Origin of the sequence: Acinetobacter sp. CIP-A165 (assembly GCF_000367985.1) — a bacterium.
Lineage (GTDB): Bacteria > Pseudomonadota > Gammaproteobacteria > Pseudomonadales > Moraxellaceae > Acinetobacter.
Genome location: NZ_KB849206.1, coordinates 425,899 through 445,777 on the forward strand (window position 1 = coordinate 425,899; position 19,879 = coordinate 445,777).

20 protein-coding genes are annotated in these 19,879 nt (G+C 40.8%); 8 read left to right on the forward strand and 12 right to left on the reverse strand.

The window, feature by feature from the left end; genetic code table 11:
- The first annotated feature begins 127 nt into the window (after window positions 1-127).
- Window positions 128-1,327 carry a tetratricopeptide repeat protein gene (locus F991_RS16265; RefSeq protein WP_004673478.1) on the forward strand — a complete coding sequence of 400 codons (1,200 nt, stop codon included), beginning with the start codon at window positions 128-130 and terminating at the stop codon, window positions 1,325-1,327.
- Window positions 1,328-1,580: 253 nt separating this feature from the next.
- On the opposite strand, the gene pyrE is transcribed toward F991_RS16265, so the two are convergent.
- Window positions 1,581-2,231 carry an orotate phosphoribosyltransferase gene (pyrE, locus tag F991_RS16270; RefSeq protein WP_004673479.1) on the reverse strand — a complete coding sequence of 217 codons (651 nt, stop codon included), beginning with the start codon at window positions 2,229-2,231 and terminating at the stop codon, window positions 1,581-1,583.
- 41 nt (window positions 2,232-2,272) lie between these two features.
- Between pyrE and F991_RS16275 the strand changes: the two genes are divergently transcribed.
- Window positions 2,273-3,097 (forward strand): exodeoxyribonuclease III, encoded by an 825-nt coding sequence (locus F991_RS16275; protein WP_004673480.1) that lies wholly within the window; start codon window positions 2,273-2,275, stop codon window positions 3,095-3,097.
- A 303-nt stretch (window positions 3,098-3,400) separates the two neighbouring features.
- Window positions 3,401-3,751, forward strand: coding sequence for an arsenate reductase (locus F991_RS16280; protein ID WP_004673481.1), 351 nt, complete (start codon window positions 3,401-3,403; stop codon window positions 3,749-3,751).
- 59 nt (window positions 3,752-3,810) lie between these two features.
- Here F991_RS16280 and F991_RS16285 read toward each other — a convergent pair whose 3' ends face one another.
- Window positions 3,811-4,248, reverse strand: a complete 438-nt coding sequence (locus F991_RS16285) for a DUF2147 domain-containing protein (RefSeq protein ID WP_004673483.1) — start codon at window positions 4,246-4,248, stop codon at window positions 3,811-3,813.
- 189 nt (window positions 4,249-4,437) lie between these two features.
- Here F991_RS16285 and F991_RS16290 point away from each other — a divergent pair, with 189 nt between their 5' ends.
- Both F991_RS16290 and F991_RS16295 read left to right on the forward strand, forming a co-directional pair.
- Window positions 4,438-5,349, forward strand: coding sequence for an alpha/beta hydrolase (locus F991_RS16290; RefSeq protein WP_004673485.1), 912 nt, complete (start codon window positions 4,438-4,440; stop codon window positions 5,347-5,349).
- A gap of 280 nt (window positions 5,350-5,629) precedes the next feature.
- Window positions 5,630-6,817 (forward strand): GGDEF domain-containing protein, encoded by a 1,188-nt coding sequence (locus F991_RS16295; protein ID WP_004673487.1) that lies wholly within the window; start codon window positions 5,630-5,632, stop codon window positions 6,815-6,817.
- Window positions 6,818-6,856: 39 nt separating this feature from the next.
- Here the strand turns inward: F991_RS16295 and F991_RS16300 are convergent, their stop codons facing one another.
- From F991_RS16300 to F991_RS16320, 5 genes are all read right to left on the reverse strand, one after another.
- Window positions 6,857-7,552, reverse strand: a complete 696-nt coding sequence (locus tag F991_RS16300; protein WP_004673489.1) for a glutathione S-transferase family protein — start codon at window positions 7,550-7,552, stop codon at window positions 6,857-6,859.
- Between the two features lie 2 nt (window positions 7,553-7,554).
- The gene (gene dsbD / locus F991_RS16305) at window positions 7,555-9,408 is read right to left on the reverse strand and encodes a protein-disulfide reductase DsbD (RefSeq protein WP_004673491.1); all 1,854 of its coding nucleotides are present in this window, start codon (window positions 9,406-9,408) and stop codon (window positions 7,555-7,557) included.
- Window positions 9,409-9,487: 79 nt separating this feature from the next.
- A complete protein-coding gene (locus tag F991_RS16310; protein ID WP_034594690.1) occupies window positions 9,488-10,255 on the reverse strand; it encodes a transporter in 768 nt (255 codons plus the stop codon).
- A gap of 30 nt (window positions 10,256-10,285) precedes the next feature.
- Window positions 10,286-10,831 carry an ankyrin repeat domain-containing protein gene (locus tag F991_RS16315; protein ID WP_004673494.1) on the reverse strand — a complete coding sequence of 182 codons (546 nt, stop codon included), beginning with the start codon at window positions 10,829-10,831 and terminating at the stop codon, window positions 10,286-10,288.
- A gap of 144 nt (window positions 10,832-10,975) precedes the next feature.
- Window positions 10,976-11,347: an HPF/RaiA family ribosome-associated protein gene (locus F991_RS16320; protein ID WP_004673497.1), complete on the reverse strand. Its 372-nt coding sequence runs from the start codon at window positions 11,345-11,347 to the stop codon at window positions 10,976-10,978.
- Between the two features lie 502 nt (window positions 11,348-11,849).
- On the opposite strand from F991_RS16320, the gene F991_RS16325 reads away from it, so the two are divergent.
- From F991_RS16325 to F991_RS16335, 3 genes are all read left to right on the forward strand, one after another.
- A complete protein-coding gene (locus tag F991_RS16325) occupies window positions 11,850-12,575 on the forward strand; it encodes an outer membrane protein OmpK (RefSeq protein ID WP_004673499.1) in 726 nt (241 codons plus the stop codon).
- A 132-nt stretch (window positions 12,576-12,707) separates the two neighbouring features.
- Window positions 12,708-13,256 carry a GNAT family N-acetyltransferase gene (locus F991_RS16330; protein ID WP_034595787.1) on the forward strand — a complete coding sequence of 183 codons (549 nt, stop codon included), beginning with the start codon at window positions 12,708-12,710 and terminating at the stop codon, window positions 13,254-13,256.
- Window positions 13,257-13,330: 74 nt separating this feature from the next.
- Window positions 13,331-14,068 carry a hypothetical protein gene (locus F991_RS16335; protein WP_004673501.1) on the forward strand — a complete coding sequence of 246 codons (738 nt, stop codon included), beginning with the start codon at window positions 13,331-13,333 and terminating at the stop codon, window positions 14,066-14,068.
- Window positions 14,069-14,094: 26 nt separating this feature from the next.
- Here F991_RS16335 and urtE read toward each other — a convergent pair whose 3' ends face one another.
- From urtE to urtA, 5 genes are all read right to left on the reverse strand, one after another.
- Entirely contained in the window at window positions 14,095-14,793 is a 699-nt protein-coding gene (urtE, locus tag F991_RS16340; protein WP_004673502.1) for an urea ABC transporter ATP-binding subunit UrtE, read from the reverse strand.
- A 9-nt stretch (window positions 14,794-14,802) separates the two neighbouring features.
- Window positions 14,803-15,630 carry an urea ABC transporter ATP-binding protein UrtD gene (urtD, locus tag F991_RS16345; RefSeq protein ID WP_004673503.1) on the reverse strand — a complete coding sequence of 276 codons (828 nt, stop codon included), beginning with the start codon at window positions 15,628-15,630 and terminating at the stop codon, window positions 14,803-14,805.
- On the reverse strand, window positions 15,631-16,701 hold the full coding sequence (gene urtC / locus F991_RS16350; RefSeq protein ID WP_004673504.1) for an urea ABC transporter permease subunit UrtC: 1,071 nt from the start codon (window positions 16,699-16,701) through the stop codon (window positions 15,631-15,633). It abuts the gene before it with no gap.
- A 4-nt stretch (window positions 16,702-16,705) separates the two neighbouring features.
- Complete coding sequence (urtB, locus tag F991_RS16355; protein ID WP_004673507.1) at window positions 16,706-18,340, reverse strand: urea ABC transporter permease subunit UrtB; 1,635 nt, start codon at window positions 18,338-18,340, stop codon at window positions 16,706-16,708.
- Between the two features lie 90 nt (window positions 18,341-18,430).
- Window positions 18,431-19,708: an urea ABC transporter substrate-binding protein gene (gene urtA, locus F991_RS16360; RefSeq protein ID WP_004673509.1), complete on the reverse strand. Its 1,278-nt coding sequence runs from the start codon at window positions 19,706-19,708 to the stop codon at window positions 18,431-18,433.
- Window positions 19,709-19,879: the final 171 nt, after the last annotated feature.

The window sequence follows — 19,879 nt, forward strand, 5'->3', positions numbered from 1 at the left end:
GCGGTTTAATTTACTTGCTGGCATATACAATTTAGATTGGGTGAAAGATAAACAATTAAATTGATTGAAAAATGATTTATGAAGGAAGTCTATTGTTCTAATATTTATATTGCTAACATTGCCAATAATGGCTTTAACGCATGAAGCGATGCTGGTATTTTTTGTTCCAACTTTAGCCTTTATTTATTATCAGAAATATAGAAATATAAGCCACATTTTTCTGATTGGGGCAGAATCTTTTATATTGCTGGTCACTGTAGTTATCTATGGAAAGATGTCTGCTTTCCAGGTTAATTCAATTATTGAAACCTTTATGTATTATGAACATTTTCAACCTTATGCAGTAAGTACATCATTACTAACTTTAAAAGAAAACTTCACAACTAACTATCAAACTTTTTTTGAAACCAAAGCATATTTAAAAATATTTTTTACGTTTATATTTTGCGCACCTATTTTTTTATTTGTTAAAAATAGCACAGATAAAAAAACTTTTCTTCTAATCTTATTCTTTTCAGCATCGCCCTTAGCTCTAACATTAATAGCATTTGATTATATTAGATGGATTGCTTTATTCTTATTTAACCTATCTATAATATTTATGTCATTAGCAATAATGAACAAAATTGACAGAAATCTAATAGCATCAAACTTCATGGATCTTAAAAAATTCATATATTCCTATGCCGTGATTTCACTATTACTAGGCCCTCTAGGAATAGGAAATACATTTGTAAATCACTATGAAATAAATCGTCCTTGGGAAAAAAGAGAACAATGGAATCAGGATTTACTCATTAAGCTAAATGATCCAATTCCTTTAGCTAATATTAGGTTAAGTATTGATGATGTCAATTCAATCACACAACTTTATTTTTTAAACAAAGAAAAAATTAAACAAGAGAAGCTAAACAAAATGGTTATCAGTTACTACAAAGAAGCTTCAAATTCTGGAAATGGTGATGCCCAAAATACTCTTGGTTTTTTCTATTTCCATGGAATACATACATCTTTAAACTATTGCTCTGCATTAGAAATGTTTAAAATGGCTGCTCAAAATAAAAATAAGCATGCCTTATATAACTTATCTCTTTTATATAGAAATGGGATTTGTATCGAAAAAAATATTAAAAAAGCGAATAATTTATTAATACAAGCTTCTTACAATGATAATGATTTGGCTAAATTCATGTTAGCTATTAATTATTTTCATGGTAAGAATGGGTTTATTAAAAACCCAAAAGAGGCTTTAAAAATATTAACAGAACTAAAGAATAAAGGGAATTTACCAGCAGAAATGTCATTAGAAGTACTTAAGTTGGAGTAACATTAAATTTTTAAGTCCAATAGATGAAATCGTATTAAGGTACTTTTACAGTTTTAGCTATCTTTAAGAATAGCTGAAACTAACATAATACAGCTTTTGCGTTTTCTTAATGTTTATATCAATGCCTTAAAGGAAGCCATTCTAGAATCCAACGCACTGGAACGGCTTTTACTTTCTCACGATCTACGTTTATTTTTAAACCATTCGTTAAAATAAAAAGGAAGCCTCAGCTTCCTTTCCTACTACCTAAAACTTAGATGCCATATTTTTCACGATAGGCTTGCATATTTGCCAAAGCTTCTTTTTCGCCTTTAGCATCCAAATAATCCATCAAATCTTTCATGGTAATGAGTGCATGCACTGGAATTTCCAATTCTTTTTGCACTTCCTGAATCGCAGAAAGTTCACCCTGACCACATTCCTGACGATCTAACGCCACTAAAACCCCTGCAATGGTCGCACCTGCATTTTTCAAGATCGTGACCACTTCACGAATCGCAGTACCCGCAGTGATCACATCATCAATGATCCAAACTTTTTGACCAGCAACCGATGCACCAACCAACATGCCACCTTCACCATGATCTTTGGCTTCTTTACGGTTAAAACCCCACGGTATGCTCTTACCATGTACTTGAGATAACGCCACTGCTGTCGCTGCAACAAAAGGGATCCCTTTATACGCAGGGCCAAAAATCACACCAACATTGTCACACTGAACCAATTTATCCGCATAACCTTGCGCTAAAAGCGAGAGTGCTTCACCATCATTGAGCAAACCTGCGTTAAAGAAATAAGGACTGACACGACCTGATTTTAAGGTAAACTCACCAAATTTAAGCACACCACGTGATAATGCGAGTTCGATAAAAGCTTGCGGATGAAATGACACAGGCGTTGTCATATAAGGTGCTCCAAATTCTTCAATTGAGGTTAAACAGACGTATGATACCAAAGGATAGCTATCCAAGTGATGTAAAAATTCTTCGAGTCGTTTCAATTAATGTGAATGGACTACGCGCATCCGTAACCAAAGGACTATTGGAGTGGTTAGAACAGTCCGATGCTGACGTGGTATGTATGCAAGAAAGCCGCATCACGCATGAACAATGGACCGATAAATTCAAACCTGAAGGCTGGTATACCCACCTGTTCCCTGCTGAACGTGCAGGCTATGCAGGCACGGCGATTTATAGTCGTCTGCCCTTTGTTTCAGTGAAAAATGGTTTGGGTTTCGAACTGGCAGACTCGCAAGGTCGTTTTATCGCGGCTGAATTCGATTTAGGGCTGTCACATCCTGTTCATATTGCCTCGTTATACTTACCATCAGGATCAAGTGGTGACGAAGCGCAAGCACGTAAAGATTTATTTCTACAAGAATATGCCCAAATACTAAAACAATGGCGAGATGAAAATAAATCGATCATCGTGTGTGGTGATTACAATATCGTGCATAAACGCATTGATATTAAGAACTGGTCAGGCAACCAGAAATCATCAGGCGTCTTGCCTCATGAACGCGCATGGCTCGATCATATCTATGATGAATTGGGTTATGTCGATACTTTCCGTGAAGTACGACCTGAAGCAGAATTGTACTCATGGTGGTCAAATCGTGGACAAGCCCGTGCAAAAAATGTCGGTTGGCGTATCGACTACCACGCCTGCTCTCCAGACTGGAAAGCACGTGCTGCAAACGCTTGGGTCTATAAAGAACAATGGTTTAGCGACCATGCACCTGTGATTATTGACTATAAAATACACGATTAAGTGAACAACTGTTCACTTTGACCGCTTCTTTAACTTACATGCCATGTCGTTTTTTGTGTATTTTTATTTAGCTGCTGTATCGGCATTATAGCTGCACGGCACAGGGAAGCGGTCAGGATGACCACAAAAGGATAGGACGCCGTAGGAAGACAAAATAAACTTAGTTTAAGTTTATTTGCAAGGATGAGACATTGGACGTTGAAATGAGACCCGCATGATCAGGATGATTAAATGCGGGTTTTCTCTTTTTGTACTTTGCGTTAGGCTGTCATTGATATTTTTTATTTCCCGATGGTTTTCAGCATGTTTAAAATTTACGGTATTAAAAATTGTAATTCGATGAAAAAAGCCTTTGATGCGCTACAAGCAAAAGGAATCGATTACCAGTTTCATGATTATAAAAAACAAGGCATTGATGCTGCGACTTTAGAAGTTTGGTTAAAAGACATCGGCGCAGAGAAAGTCCTGAATAAAAAAGGCACTACATGGCGCAAATTGACGGCGGACGAACAAGCTCTCGCCACCAGCACTGAACAAAATCTGATTGAGGCTTTAATCGCGCAACCAAGTTTAATTAAACGTCCAGTCCTACAAACGCCACAAGGTTTTGTTGTCGGTTTTGATGAGGAGACTTATCAGAACTTATCTGCTTAAAGCAGATATCACAAAAAACCGAGTCATTTGACTCGGTTTTTTGGATTTATCAAGATAACTTAGTTAGAACGTACCCAAGTTTGGTTACGACCCAGTGCCGCAACACCGATATAACCGCGTAATTTTAGCTTTTTACCACCGTCAGTGAGTTCAGCTTTAAGTTTATAGGTTTTACCATTTTTTGGATCAACGATAGAACCACCATCATAATTTACACCACCTGAATTCTTCAGGTTGCGAACAATGACCACACCATTCAGTGATTTATTATGAAATGGACCTTCACATTTCGTACAAACACTTTCTTGGCCAGGGACTAAATACTTCTGAATCGATGCAGATAATGAACCGTCCTTTTGTTCAGTAAACTTGACGATCGCTTTTGGTTGCTTGGTTTCATCATCAATGGTTTGCCACACGCTACCGTGTAATGCATCCGCCGCATTGGCAAAAGCTGTCAAACTAAACAATCCTAGTGCTAGAGCAATTTTCTTCATTTTTGTAATATCCTTAATGGGTCTTTTAAGACTAAGAGTATTGAGAACTTCCATTAATATTGCAATTCTTGATTGTGACTATTAGGTACAATCTGAACAGCTACAAAACACTGTTCTGATCACAACAAAATGTGGACTAAAATCAAGCGCTCTCTTAGTTGTATATTGCTCTAACAATATGGAAAAATTATGAAATTTGGTACTGTTTGGAAATATTATTTTACTGAATCCCTACTCAAAGCGACCATCCGTACACCGAGTCAGTTCAATCTAGCACCGAATGCTTTGCGCCCTGTATTGGATCAATTGTGTCGCTTATTTCCACATAATCCTAATGCACGAATTCGTCCTTTGCGTTTGGCAGGTATTCGTGGTGAAGAAATTAAAACTCAAGCCGCGGCAACTCAGCTCATTTTTCATATTCATGGTGGTGCTTTTTTCTTGGGAAGCCTCAATACACACCGCGCTCTAATGACTGATATTGCGGCATGTACACAAATGCAAGTGATTCATATCGATTATCCTTTGGCGCCTGAACACCCGTTCCCAGATGCGATCGATGCAATCTTCGATGTGTATCAAACACTGCTTGTTCAAGGGATTAAACCCAAAGATATTATTGTTTCTGGTGATTCTTGTGGTGCAAATCTCGCATTGGCACTGTGCTTGCGTCTCAAACAACAACCTGAGTTGATGCCAAGTGGTTTGATTCTAATGTCACCTTATTTAGATTTGACTCTCACCAGCGAATCACTGCGTTTCAATCAAAAGCATGATGCTTTACTTTCAATTGAAGCATTACAAGCAGGCATCAATCATTATTTAACCGAAGATATCCAAGCGGACGATCCTCGGGTATCACCTCTATTTGATGATTTAACAGGCCTACCACCGACACTGGTTCAGGTTGGATCAAAAGAGATTCTATTGGATGATTCAAAACGCTTCCGTGAGAAAGCGGAACAAGCCGATGTCAAAGTGATCTTTAAACTCTATACTGGCATGTGGCACAACTTCCAAATGTTCAATGCATGGTTCCCAGAAGCCAAGCAAGCATTGGCAGATATTGCTAAATTTGCACATCGACTCGATCGTGACTAAACACCTTCACGATGTGTGAAAAATGGTCAGCTATCGCTGACCATTGTCATTCTTGATTCACTTTTGTCATCATAAAATAAAATTAATCGATTATTTAGATCATACTCTATTTTTCTAAAAATTTTTCCCGTTCTGATTTGCACTCAAAGCTTAGAAGCAGACTTTCTTCGCATTCCAAAGATGCTATTGTTCGTTATATACGCATTTGATCAACATTTGATGTCAAATTTACATTTATAAAGTTTCTTAGGAATCTCATTGCATAAAAGGATGCATGCCAATGACGAAGATTCATTTTAAGAGGACGGCGAATCGAGAGAAATGGAGTTTCTCACAGCTTTGGGAACATGAACCACTGATCAACTGGAACATGTTAAAGAAGTCGATTCTGCTACTGATCCTTGCTGCTTTTATGACCCTTTTCGGGATTGTTTGGGATGTGCTGGTGTTGCTCAATCCCATCACATGGCAGTGGGTAAATTTACCGTTGGTTTATTCCAAGTTATGGACCAACGTGATTATGCTGATGGTCTTTTTAAGCCTAATCGTGCCTTGCTATCGCTACAAAGACCAAGCTTGGGCATATGAAATCATTCCAATTTTAACTGTACAGCTTTTTACCGTGCTGCTCTGCCATACCAGTTATTTGATCGGGAGTTTTAGCCCTGCAACCATGGTGGTATATGTCAGCGTCGTCGCAGTTGGATTGGTTTTATTTAATCGTAAGATGATTTATTGCGCGCTAGTGCCTGCCACCATGGCTTTATTATTTTGCAATTTTCTCAGTATGTTTGGCGTGCTTCAGTACGCACCGCTATTTAAACCAGAAGTTCTCAATCAATCCGAGATGCATCCCTTTTGGGTAGGGAGCATGCTGTTTTTTCTATTACCAATTTTGATTGCCTGTTTATTTCTATTTGAAATTTTACTGACCCAATGGCGTTCACGAGAGCTGGCAATTCAGCATCTAAGCCGTCTCGATCCTCTCACCGATGTGTTAAATCGTCGTAGCATTAGTGCTTATCTAGAAAAATTACATCAACAACCCAACTCGTTATATTCAATTGTATTGCTTGATCTGGATCATTTTAAAAATATTAATGATCATTTTGGACACAGCATGGGAGATCAGGTTCTCATTCAAGTCGCGGACTGCTTAACCAAGCATTTACGTGATCAAGATATGATTGGTCGTTTTGGTGGGGAGGAGTTCATTTTATTATTGCCGCATACCACCACCACTCAAGCGCAGAATATCGCGGAACGTTGTCGTGTGGCGATTGCGAACCTACGTTTTGTGGCAGAAGATCAACAAGCGTTTTCGGTCAGTGCCAGCTTTGGGATCAGTAGTTCACTCAGTGCCGATGAACCGCATCTTATTATTAGTCAGGCGGATCAAGCACTCTATGCGGTGAAAGCGGCTGGACGGAATCAAGTCCAAATTTTTGAAGATTTGATTCCTGATTAACGCAGAAAATGAATAATCTTCTGCGCGATTGATTGATATTTAAGCCTGTAAATACTCTTCCCGATTTTGACGATACGGCTCATCAACAAGCACAAACATTTGTTCTTGTTTGGCTTCGGCAATCCACTGCTGAACCGATGACAAAGACAAGATTTTTTGCATGTAAGCTTGGCTTGAAGCAGAGACAGGGAATTGGAAACACACAAAACGCATGACTACAGGTGCATAAAATGCGTCGGCAACACTAAACTCACCACATAAGAAGCTATCTTCACTTGGGCGTTCTGACCAAATTTGTTCAATCCGAGCCACATCAGCACGAAGTTGATCATGTTCAGCCCAAAGTTTTTGACCAATATGGGCTAAATCAGCTTCAATATTCATTGGACAAAGATTACGTAAGCTTTGAAAACTGCTGTGCATTTCTGCGCTAATGCAACGCGCTCGAGCACGTAATTTTTTATCTTGCGGAAACAAGTTTTTTTCAGGAGATTGCTCTGCGACGTATTCACAAATCGCCAAACTATCCCAAACCGTAACATCACCATCTACCAGTACAGGTACTTTACCCGTCGGATTCAGTTTCAAAATTTCTGTCTTAAATGGACTATCTAGTTCAAAATCATCAAACTGAATGAGATGCTCTTGAAACGAAATCCCTGCCTGTTTTAATAATATCCAAGGACGCATCGACCAAGTAGAGTAATTTTTATTGCCAATAAATAAAGTATACATGCTTATGATTTTCCTTCAAATAAAGCCAGTTGCTGTAATAAATCTGCCTTTTTAAATGCCCCAGTTAATCGTAACGAACGAATTTCTTGTTGTTGCTGATCTAAAAATAAGTAGGTCGGCGGTCCTAAAATATCCCATTGTTTTAATAAAGCTTGATGAGAAGCATCATACTGACTTAGATCTAGCTTAATTAAATAATACGGCGACAGAGCCTGCTGTACTCCTGCATCTTTTAAAATACGGTGCTCAATTGGCTGACATGCCACACACCAATCTGCATACACATCAATAATAATGCCGCGATCTTCCGGCGCATTGGCTAACATCTGTTGAAATTGCTCAGCGGTCTTTGCCACATGCCATTCAGCCAACTTCTCCGCCTGAACAGAACCCAAATTCTGAATATGTTGATATTGAGTATAAGCAAGAAATGGTATGGTGAGTATGAGCAATAACACATAAAGCCACTGCAACTTACCCTTTTGAGCAAATAATCGGTACAGCGCATAAATAATAAAAGCCAGACCTAAAATCAGGCTAAGCAACTGCATCGCCAGCTCTGGCAATAACGGGCGCAGAAAATAAAGACTTAATGCCAACATTAAAAAGGCAAAAATTACCTTAATCTGATGCATCCACTCGCCTGCTTTCGGTAAGGCTTTAGCACCTAAAACACTCGCAAGCAATAAAGGCAGTCCCATCCCAAAGCCAAGCGTGAACAACAGTAAAGCACCTTGCCATTGATTTTGGTTTTGTGAAATAAACAACAAAATCCCAGCCAATGGTGCAGTCATACATGGCCCAACCAATAACGCCGAAATCATGCCCATGACACTGGCACCAACTAAAGTACCTCCCTGTTGCATCGACTGCATACGATCCAATTGATTGACCCATTTTTGTGGCAGTTTTAGCTCAAACAAACCGAATAGGTTTAAGGCAAACACGATAAATAATAGGCTAAAAGCAATCAAAGTCGCAGGTTGTTGCAACCACCGTTGAAAATTAAGTCCTGCCGATGCAGCAATCATACCTAACACGGCATAAACCATGGCCATACTGACCACAAAAGTAAAGGCGATCGCCCATGCTTTTACCCCTTTATTGTCACGGACAATCAACGAGGTCAGAATCGGCAACATCGGTAATGAACACGGCGTAAATGCAAGCAATATACCTAAACCGAGGAATAACAATACACTATAGGCCAGTGAGTGTTGTGCCAAGGTGGTAGACCACTTTTGGTCTTGTGCCATACCTGCTGAGTCAGTCGTAGTGGAGTCGACAGGAGATAAGGCTTCATCTGAAGCGGTATCAAAGGCGGTAGTTTGGGTATTTAAGGCGTTGGCAGAACGAGCCACATCTAAAAAACGTTTTTGTGAATTTGAGCCTGTATTTTGCACACTGACCAGACCATCGACATCGGTCTGAAATTCTATATTTTGGGGTGGGTAACAAATCCGATCTTTGGCGCAGCCTTGCCACGTTACTCGATAATGTTGAGATGCTTGTGTTGGGATATCAAATTCAGCTTGCTGATAATAAACTTGGCTATGTCCATAGTTCTCATCATATTGTTCAACTGCTTTAGGCAAATTTAATTGTACGGGTTGATTGCCTTGTTGTACTTCAAATTTGTGTTGATACAAATAATAGTTTGGTTGAATATTCCAATGGAGTCGCGCCTGATTACGCTCAGTCGATTCAACCGAAAAGGCAAATGCATCTTCAGGGCTTAACAGTTGCTCGGATACACTCTCTTGGGCATAGGTCATCGACCCACACAACAACAATAAACTACCAAGGAAGTAACACATCAGTTCGGAACTGTAGCCACCCTGAGTACATTTTTTCATGATGATTTCTCTTCGATCAGCCCAATGCTCCCGATGAGATATACAGGAATTCACGGGAGATCATGAGAAGACTTTTTGCTTAAAATAAAACCGATACGCCTAAACCACCATTGTAGCTTCTGGCATCACCATTTAAATCGACCCCAACACTGGCATCAAGCTGCATCCGATTATTCACCGCATACACCAAACCTGTGCCTAAGCCATATTCATAATCTTGGCTTTCTGCTTTACGGTAAATAAATTCTGAGTATCCAGATAATTTTCCAGCAATTTTATAATCAATGGTAGGTATCGCAGTTACCGCCCAATTACTGTTTTGCGCTTCATAACGCATGGTGATTGAGGTACCGATCAGATCACTAAACTCATACGCTACAGCTGAAGTTAAACTATAGATATCATCATGCGCAGTGAACTCATCATTTCCTGTCGCCAAAATAGCTTCGGCCAACAAAGCCATGGTGAGACGATCATCGTGTAGATTAATGGCTTTTTTCAAACCAATGCTGACATCACCTAGGCCATTGTTTTCTTTGGTCATGCCCGCACGTTTATGCTGCTGCCACACAGGACCTTGCCAACCAAGTTGTAATTCCAAGCCTTTAGCCAAACCTGTACGCAATAACATGTCGCCATTGAGGGTTAAGGTTTTCTCTTTTTCACCATCTACGGTTTGTTGTTGATAGCTGACTGTCGGCAAACCTTGTTCCCATGCCAGCTGCCCAACAGGCGTAATTCCTGTACCCATGCCAGCGCCAGGACGATCAAAAGAGAAATCTGCAGCAAAAGTCGTGCTCGCCATCATCGATACAGCAATAAAACTCAATGTTTGAAGTTTATTCATCATTATCCCCTTTCTTTTCTTTGACTACGCTTAGGCGGTCAGTTCTTTTGACATTTTTGCACCATTGTTACGCAGTAACTCAAGCGTCTCACGCTCTTCAGCTAATGACTCTGACCAATCGATTTCATCAAAGTCACAATCAAAGAACAGTTGGCTGATTGATGATAAAATCGTTAAACCTTCTTCATCACGTGTATTTGGATCAACTTTTTCATCCAATAAGCGTTTTACCACTGGCGCACAAGCTGAACTCGCTGCATCCCAAAGTGGGCCATAAAACTCTTCTGCATCCCACAAATGCAAATTCGCTTTCGCCTGAATGAGTGCATCTAAAATATCTAAATAGACTTTAAGTTGTTGTTGTTTTTCAGTTTCAGCAATGGGTTGATTGGCTTCATAGGCCTCACAAATCTTTTCCCACCATGCAAATAAGCCATCACAAATGACTGAAACAGGTGGACCTTGCTCAGGATCAATAAAATTTGGGTCAAGTCCTTCAGCAAGTAGAGATTGCACTTGGGCTAAATCGAGTTGTTGTATGGCTTGTACCAAGGCCTGTTGCTGTTTGCTTAACATGACCAATTCTCACAATATAATATTTAATGTTTCTATTATGCCGAATATCCCGACAGCTTTTTATAAAACGAACTAAAAATCATGTATAAATTTGATACACGCATAAAAAAAGCCCGATATTGGGCTTTTTTTATGTAGATATGATTATGCTTCTTTTACATCTAAATCATCATCTACATCAATATATTCAGGCAAGCCACCACGATGGTGGTCTTTTTTCTCATACAAATGCTCCAGACTGCGTTTCAACTTATCAATCGCACCATGAATAGAAAAATCAATATTTGCAGCTTTATGCGTTACTGCGACAGGTTTCAAACCTGCTGGGCGAGCTTCGATCATACAGCGTTTATCATGATCTCCCGTTTTTTCCCCATTTTCATCACTAAGATGAACTGAAAAATGTGTAATACGCTCACTATAGCGTTGAAATTCTTGCATTAGTTCTGCACGGACATAACCAATTAAACGTTCACTACCTTGAATGTTTTTATCTGTACGGATTTCAATATTCATAAATATCTTCCTCTCTTTTCGATGAGACGTTTTGACTAAACTTGTTATTTAGACGCATTTTGAGCATGCCGTCATTCAGTGCAGCTGTATATTCTGATTGTGTAAATACCTGTAGTCTCCTTGCTTTGCATCTGTTGCTTTTCAGTATGTGAGAAGATCTTCTATATTTCCAATATCCGTCCATAATTAAAAATATGCAAGCTGATTTTTGACATTTTTTATTTGCGTTGGTGCATCCGTTAAAGCGCTTAGCACAGGTTTCCCCTCTCGCAGCAAAAATTTTTGAATAATATCAAGCCAATTGGATGAAAATAAACATCCTCAAATCACGCACAATACTCTATGTTGAAATCGAGTCTGCGTGCGATAAAAACGACTGAGTTGGATCCGCATTTTCCAGTGCTCCAGCCTATACAATTCTTTTGAGCATTTGGTCAAATTTGGCTTTATTTTTGCTTAATTCCTTGTATGCTTTACACGCCTTTTTAGGGGGATCTTTTTAATGCAATTTAAGCAACTTGCGGCGACATGTTTATTGGTATCAACAGCAGCTTTCACTCAGGCAAAGCCTATTTGGCAAGACTTTAGCCTCACGGGTTTATATGGTGAAAACTATGAAGTTGTTGATGAAAAGCAAACAACTTTAACGGTTGAATATGCGGCAAAAGTAAAATATGCCGATGTATTCTTTTTTATGGATCGTATGCGTGGTAGTGACGACCATAAAAGCACCTATTTCGAGCTTTCTCCACGTTTAAGCTTGGGTGAAATTTCAGGTCAAAAACTAGCTTTTGGCCCAGTTACAGATATTTTGATCTCAACAACTTGGGAAGCAAACAGCGCCGATGGCAGTAACTTCGATAATTTCTTATACGGCGTAGGTTTTGATCTTAAAATTCCATATTTCCAATATGCGAATATCAACTTCTATCGTGCCAACAATGAAAACACCGCTGATGACTATCAAATGACTTTGGTCTATGCGTTGCCATTTAAAGTTTCTACAGAAGAATTCTTGGTCGATGGTTTCCTCGATTGGTCAACGGCTGAAAAAGATCATGCCAGCGAACTCAACTGGACCACACAATATAAATGGAATGTCGGTAAGCACATTTCACCAGACACTCGTTTGTATCTTGGTGTTGAACACTCGGTTTGGAATAACAAATTCGGTATCAAAGGTAGCGACGAAAACAACGTTAGCGCTTTAGTCAAATATCATTTCTAAGCCTTAGATCCGTTTAAAAAACAGCAAGGCATTCCTTGCTGTTTTTGCTACGATCATTCATATTAGAATTGGTTGATTTTTCTCTTATTTTGAAAAATCACACTTTTCCCATATGATTTGATGACCGATCCCATGTCAGTAAATATCTCACTTGCACCCTATACTTTGGCTTCACAATATCAAATCCGTTTTGCAACGATCGAAGACTTAAAACAAATACTGACCATTTACAATGCTGAAATTTCAACTGGAATAGCCAATTGGAATGATCAAACTGTTTCCCTCACTCAATATCAACAACGCTTTCAGGATTTACAGCAACAGCAATTTCCCATGATTGTGGTCGAAGATCTACAACATAAAAAAGTGGTCGGTTATGCTTACTATGCTGCATTTCGGAGCATTGCTGGATATCGTCAAACCATTGAACATTCTGTCTTTATTGATCCAAGCTACGCACGTCAGGGTCTAGGTAAAGCCTTAATGCTGCAACTGATTCATCTCGCAACACAACAACAGATGCATATTATGGTTGCAGCAATTGATAGCGAAAATACAGGCTCAATCGTGCTACACCAACAACTCGGTTTTGTGCAAACAGGTTACATGCCACAAGTCGGACAAAAGTTTGGTCAATGGCGTGACTTAGTTTTAATGCAATTGCATCTTCAACAAGCATAACAATTTCATCACTGCCGTCATGGTGGATAGTTGGCTAAAATCAAAAAGACTTAGATTTTTAAAAGACCAATAAGATGAAAGCATTACCCTTATATTTCGTTATCACTAGTGTTTTCGCAGCGACCACAAGTTTCGCTGAATCATCCTTTGAACAAGAGTTACAACAAGGCTGTGCCAAAGTAAAACAATATGCTCAAGCGGGCAAAAAGTTCTACGATCAGAAGCAATATGCAAAAGCGGTGAAACAATTTGAAGATCAAGCCGCATGGGCACATTTCTGCCAACTAAATGCCGAAGAAAGCGGCATTCGAGTCACTGATCGAGACGTTGAGATCGCCAATAATAATGTCGGATTGAGCTATGCCAAGCTAGGCAAACCACAATGGGCAAGAGTCTGGTTTTTACGGAATAAAGACACTAAAACCAGTCAATATAATTTGAACCAACTGCCTAAACCGCAAATCTCTAAAGACTTACAAGGAAGCTATGTACGAGCCAATGGTTTTGGTCAATGGGATTACATCACCGTCAAAAAGCAACAGAACCGATATCTGATTGACTTTGAAGGCTATTATTTTGGACTGCGCGGGCTAATTTATGGTCCAAATCTGGGTTCATTTGAAACCAGCATGCCGATCACCGCAAAACAGGCAAAATATCGTTATGAAGACTGTCAGATCAAACTTCAATTTTTAAATGATCCACAGAATGGACAAAAAATCGAGGTAGAACAAAACAATGGTCAGTCCACATGCGGCTTTGGACATAATGTCTATGCAGGTGGTACGTTTTATAAGGTTGAAGATAAATAAGAAAAAAGCCTCTTTCGAGGCTTTTTTTAAATCGCCACCAACTCCCGAATCCCCTTCTCAGGCATATCATCACCACGCCCTTGTGCAACCACCTGCCCCCGAGCCATCACGGTATAATTATCCGCAAGCTCCTCAGCAAAATCATAAAACTGCTCAACCAACACGATTGCCATTTCCCCTTGATCTGCCAACTTACGAATCACCCGACCAATATCTTTAATAATCGAGGGTTGAATCCCCTCCGTTGGCTCATCCAAAATCAAAACCCGAGGTTCAGAGGCTAAAGCTCTGGCAATGGCGAGCTGCTGTTGCTGACCGCCTGACAGATCCCCACCACGGCGATGTTTCATTTCATCCAACACAGGGAAAATTTCATAGAGATGACTCGGTACTTTCCGCGTCTTTGCCCCTGAAAATTTCGCCATACCAATTAAAATATTTTCCTCAACAGTGAGCGTCGAAAAAATATCACGCCCTTGCGGCACATAGGCCAAACCTGCACGTACTCGTTGTTCAGGTGACATCTTGGCAATATCTTTTCCATCTAATAGAATCTGTCCTGATTTAATCGGCAAAATCCCCATTAAGCACTTTAATAACGTGGTTTTACCTACACCATTACGCCCAAGAACCACACTGCATTCACCTACAGGTGCAGACAACGACACATCACGCAGAATATGACTACCACCATAGAACTGGTTAATTTCTTTCACTTCTAGCATCAGTGTCCCCTATCGTCCCAAATATTTTTCAATCACATCTTCATTGGCTTGTACTTCTGCCAATGTGCCTTCAGCCAAGATCGCCCCTTGCGCCAACACCGTAACTTTTTCACTGATGGTGTCAATAAAGCTCATATCATGCTCAACCACCACTAAGGTGTGGTTCTTTTTCAACTCTAAACAGAGTTCGGCTGTGCGCTCAGTTTCTGCATCGGTCATGCCTGCCACAGGCTCATCCAATAAAATCAGCTTGGGACGTTGCATCAACAACATGCCAATTTCTAACCATTGCTTTTGTCCATGGGACAATAAGCCTGCTGGCTTATGTAAAAACTCTTTGAGGCGGATTTGCTCCAGTGTTTCATCTAAAGCCAATTGCGCTTCAGGATCTAAGCGACTAAACAAACTTTTTTTGACCCGTTTATCTCGTGGTGCAGCCAACAATAAATTTTCCAGCACGGTGAAATTTTCAAATACCGTGGGCTTTTGAAACTTGCGTCCAATACCCGCTTCGGCAATTTGTTCAGTACTCATTTTGGCTAAATCATAATTTTGTCCAAAAAATGCAGTACCTGTGGTCGGTCGAGTTTTACCTGTAATCACATCCATTAAGGTGGTTTTTCCTGCACCATTTGGCCCGATAATGCAACGCAACTCACCCTCTGCGATATACAGCGATAAATCATTTAAAGCACGAAATGAATCAAACCAAACACTGACTTTTTCTAAATACAAGGCAATACCATGACTAAAGTCCGCACCTTGTGTTTTGGCGCGTCCGTAACCCTCACCCAGTTGACCACCATGTTGAGCTGAGTTGTTGTCTAAATCACTCATTTAATTACGCTCCTTTTTAAAGCGGTCAAACAAACCAATGACACCTTTAGGAAGGAATAAAGTCACCACAATAAATAATGCGCCCAAAATCAGCAGCCATGCTTCAGGTGCAGCTACCGTGAAATAGGTTTTAGCGGCATTGATCAGACCTGCACCTAAAATTGGGCCAATCAAGGTACCACGCCCACCCGCAGCAACCCACACGGCCATTTCGATCGAGTTGACAGGATTCATTTCACTCGGATTGATGATGCCAACTTGCGGTACATAGAGCGCACCTGCAATCCCTGCGATCACAGCCGAAAGCACCCATGCTGATAGTTTGTACCACAGCGTGCGATAACCTAAATATTGCAAACGGTTTTCACTGTCACGGATTGCACCGAGAACACGACCATAAGGACGATTCATCAATTGACGTAATCCAATAAAGCACAGCATCAATACCAAAGCAGTTACAAAACATAAGGTGGCACGCATCGGCGCAGAGGTAATATCAAAACCCAATAAGGTTTTAAAACCTGTGAAACCATTGTTTCCGCCAAAGCCTGTTTCGTTACGGAAGAATAATAACGCTGCGGCAAACACCATTGCCTGAGTAATAATCGAGAAATACACCCCTTTGATTTTCGAGCGAAATGCAAAGAAACCAAAAATAAAGGCCACAATTCCAGGGACTAAAATCACCAATGCCATTGCCCAGAGAATATGTTCTGTTCCTGTCCAATACCACGGCAATTCAGTCCAACTGAGAAAGCGCATAAAATCGGGTAAGCCATCGCCTGCGGATTGGCGCATCAGATACATGCCAAAAGCATAACCACCCAGTGCGAAGTACAAACCATGCCCTAAACTCAAAATACCGGCATAGCCCCAGACCAAATCCAATGCCAATGCCACTAAAGCAAGGCACATAATTTTGCCAATCAAGGTGACCCAATACGCGGATAAGTAAAATGCTGAATCCGGAGGGAGCAGGTGTAACCACGGTAAAATCATCATCACCGTAAAACACACGGCGATGGCAATACCGCTATAGGGTTTATCTGCAAATAAAGAAGTGATTTTCATTGGCTTACTCCACAAAACGGCCTTTGATGGCGAACAAACCTTGTGGACGTTTTTGGATAAACAAAATCACAAGTACCAGTAGAATAATTTTTGCCAATACAGCACCCATGCCGATTTCCAACATTGTGCCGCTAATGCCTAGACCGAGTGCTGCCAATACTGCGCCCCACACTTGTCCAACGCCACCAACCACCACCACAAGGAAGGCATCAATAATGTAGTTTTGTCCAAGATCAGGCCCAACATTGCCGACTTGTGCCAACGCACAGCCTGCCAGCCCCGCTAGACCCGAACCTAAACCAAATGCCATCATGTCAATCCGCGCTGAGCGAATGCCGACTGCGCGTGCCATCTGACGGTTTTGCGTGACCGCACGAACGAACAGACCAAAACGCGTTTTATTGAGTAGGAAAATCAACAGAAATAACACTGCAACGGTAAAGACAATAATCGCGATACGGTTATACGGCAGCATCAAGCTTGGCGTCAGTGCAATACCGCCACTGAGCCATGAGACATTGGAGACTTCGACATTTTGCGCACCAAAAAACATGCGAACCAATTGCATCAGAATCAAACTGACACCAAAAGTTGCCAGCAGCGTTTCAAGTTGGCGACCATATAAGGGGCGAATCACCGTGCGTTCGATCAACATGCCGATCAAAGCACTCACCAAAAAGGCAGCGGGAATCGCGGCCAGTAAATACCAATCGACCAATCCAGCAAAATGGGTTTTAAAGAAACTTTGCACCACATAAGTGGTATAAGCACCGATCATGATCAGTTCGCCATGCGCCATATTGATCACGCCAAGCAAACCGTAGGTAATCGCAAGACCGAGCGCAGCCAACAATAAAATACTGGCGGTGCTTAAACCCGAAAAAACGTGTCCAGACCATTCACTGGCCTGAATTCTGGTTTTAATTTTGCTCTTGGCATCAACCAAAGCGGCATGTAATTCTTGATTGTTGATCGGTTGCGCTAGACTTTGTTCCATCAATGCCAATACATCAGGACGATTCGACTCAGCTAAGACATTGACCGCAGCAATTTTTCCAAACACATCAGAATCATTAAACTCTAATCGGGCTTTGAGCTGTGCTAATCTGGCTTTGACTTTATTATTCTGTTCAGTCAAATACAGTCGTTTAACCATCGCCAAATCGATTTCAGCGAGATTATTTTCCAAAATATCTACCGCAGCCAAACGTTGCGAGGCATCGTCAGAATCAAGCTTGGCTTTGGCTTGCCCAAAATTGAGCGCTTTGCGTAAAGTATTGACCAAAGTAACTTGGGACAAATCGGCAGGCCAATCTTCCAATACCTGTTTGGCAGGGTAACTCAATAAGACCTCATCATTTTGTAAGATGTAAGTCTGTCCTGCACTATCGGTATACAACTCATTTTGGTCAATATACGCAACTAACTGATCAAGCTGTTCAATACTGGCTGGCCATTGATTTAGCATGGCACGGCGCGTGGCGAAATCTGCCTTCACAAAACTTTGAATCGCATCTTGAGTAGTTGTAGGCGTTACGATAGGAGATGTGGACGCCGAAGTACTTTGCTCTGCCCAAGCAAGACCACAAAAAAACTGTGCCATAACGCAGAGCAGTGCTAACACATAGTGTTTCGCCATATGACTCCCCTTTATTGAATCTATATTTGAATGGTTAAATCAAAAAAATGAAAAGAACCTGCTGCATCAACGGCAGGTTCTAACAAGCTTTTATTTCGGGATGTATGGACTCCAAGGCTCTGCTGGAATGGTTTCAGGCGTTTTATGAACCACATCAAACTGACCATCGGCACGGATTTGTCCAATCATCACAGGCTTGTGTAAATGATGATTGCTGGCGTCCATTTTTAAGGTATAACCCGATGGCGCAGCAAAGGTTTGACCTGCCATCGCCTCACGAACTTTATCTACATCTGTCGTGCCTGCTTTCTCAACAGCTTGTTTCCACATATTGATGCCAACATAGGTTGCTTCCATTGGGTCATTGGTGACCACTTTGTCCGCATTTGGCAACTTGTATTCCACCGCGAATTGTTTGAATTTATTCACGAATTCAGTATTTTTCGGATTTTTAATCGACATGAAATAGTTCCATGCCGCCAAATGCCCCACCAATGGTTTAGTATCGATCCCGCGCAATTCTTCCTCACCGACAGAGAATGCCATCACCGGAAGCTCTGAGGCTTTAATCCCTTGGTTGCCTAACTCACGATAGAAAGGCACGTTTGAATCACCATTGATGGTGGAGATCACCGCGGTTTTCTTACCGGCTGAGAATTTTTTAATATTGGAAACAATGGTTTGATAATTACTATGACCAAATGGGGTGTACTCCTCCATGATGTCGGCATCAGCAATGCCTTTCGACTTCAAGAACGCACGTAAAATCTTATTGGTGGTGCGTGGATAGACATAATCCGTGCCGAGTAATACAAAGCGTTCAGCTTTACCCCCCTCATCACTCATTAAATATTCCACCGCAGGAATCGCTTGCTGATTCGGTGCTGCGCCTGTGTAGAAAATATTTTTAGATTGTTCCTGACCCTCATATTGCACAGGGTAAAACATTAAGCCATTCAACTCTTCCACCACAGGGAGAACAGATTTACGTGATACCGACGTCCAACTTCCAAAAATCACCGCGACCTTGTCTTGGGTAATTAACTGACGAGCGCGCTCAGCAAATAACGGCCAATCCGATGCAGGATCGACCACCACAGGTTCTAACTTTTTACCAAGTACCCCACCATTGGCATTGATTTCATTAATGGTCATCAATGCCGTATCTTTCAGCGAAGTTTCAGAAATCGCCATCGTGCCTGAAAGGGAGTGTAAAATTCCGACTTTAATGGTTTCACCATCGGCTGGTGCAGCTTTGGTTTCTGTTTTTGTTTGTTCAGATGTTTCAGCAGGCTTAGAACAACCCACTAGCCCCATACCCATCATGGCAGCCATAAGCATAGAAATCGGCATTAATTTTTGTTGCATCTTTTTTCTCCACATTTTGTGTGTTGTGATGTTGACTAAGTGGAGTTATTCAATTTTTATGCCAACAAGTTAATTTATTGTTTTATATAAACATTAATTAAAATCGAAAGAGAAAAATCCAATCTTGTATACAACATTGCATACAAAAAATACATCGTGATCTAAAATGAT

Coding starts and splice junctions, on each gene's coding strand:
- F991_RS16265 (WP_004673478.1), top strand. CDS start 128: ATGGCTTTAACGCATGAAGCGATGCTGGTATTTTTTGTTCCAACTTTA.
- pyrE (WP_004673479.1), bottom strand. CDS start 2,231: ATGACAACGCCTGTGTCATTTCATCCGCAAGCTTTTATCGAACTCGCA.
- F991_RS16275 (WP_004673480.1), top strand. CDS start 2,273: ATGATACCAAAGGATAGCTATCCAAGTGATGTAAAAATTCTTCGAGTC.
- F991_RS16280 (WP_004673481.1), top strand. CDS start 3,401: ATGTTTAAAATTTACGGTATTAAAAATTGTAATTCGATGAAAAAAGCC.
- F991_RS16285 (WP_004673483.1), bottom strand. CDS start 4,248: ATGAAGAAAATTGCTCTAGCACTAGGATTGTTTAGTTTGACAGCTTTT.
- F991_RS16290 (WP_004673485.1), top strand. CDS start 4,438: ATGAAATTTGGTACTGTTTGGAAATATTATTTTACTGAATCCCTACTC.
- F991_RS16295 (WP_004673487.1), top strand. CDS start 5,630: ATGACGAAGATTCATTTTAAGAGGACGGCGAATCGAGAGAAATGGAGT.
- F991_RS16300 (WP_004673489.1), bottom strand. CDS start 7,552: ATGTATACTTTATTTATTGGCAATAAAAATTACTCTACTTGGTCGATG.
- dsbD (WP_004673491.1), bottom strand. CDS start 9,408: ATGAAAAAATGTACTCAGGGTGGCTACAGTTCCGAACTGATGTGTTAC.
- F991_RS16310 (WP_034594690.1), bottom strand. CDS start 10,255: ATGAATAAACTTCAAACATTGAGTTTTATTGCTGTATCGATGATGGCG.
- F991_RS16315 (WP_004673494.1), bottom strand. CDS start 10,831: ATGTTAAGCAAACAGCAACAGGCCTTGGTACAAGCCATACAACAACTC.
- F991_RS16320 (WP_004673497.1), bottom strand. CDS start 11,347: ATGAATATTGAAATCCGTACAGATAAAAACATTCAAGGTAGTGAACGT.
- F991_RS16325 (WP_004673499.1), top strand. CDS start 11,850: ATGCAATTTAAGCAACTTGCGGCGACATGTTTATTGGTATCAACAGCA.
- F991_RS16330 (WP_034595787.1), top strand. CDS start 12,708: ATGTCAGTAAATATCTCACTTGCACCCTATACTTTGGCTTCACAATAT.
- F991_RS16335 (WP_004673501.1), top strand. CDS start 13,331: ATGAAAGCATTACCCTTATATTTCGTTATCACTAGTGTTTTCGCAGCG.
- urtE (WP_004673502.1), bottom strand. CDS start 14,793: ATGCTAGAAGTGAAAGAAATTAACCAGTTCTATGGTGGTAGTCATATT.
- urtD (WP_004673503.1), bottom strand. CDS start 15,630: ATGAGTGATTTAGACAACAACTCAGCTCAACATGGTGGTCAACTGGGT.
- urtC (WP_004673504.1), bottom strand. CDS start 16,701: ATGAAAATCACTTCTTTATTTGCAGATAAACCCTATAGCGGTATTGCC.
- urtB (WP_004673507.1), bottom strand. CDS start 18,340: ATGGCGAAACACTATGTGTTAGCACTGCTCTGCGTTATGGCACAGTTT.
- urtA (WP_004673509.1), bottom strand. CDS start 19,708: ATGCAACAAAAATTAATGCCGATTTCTATGCTTATGGCTGCCATGATG.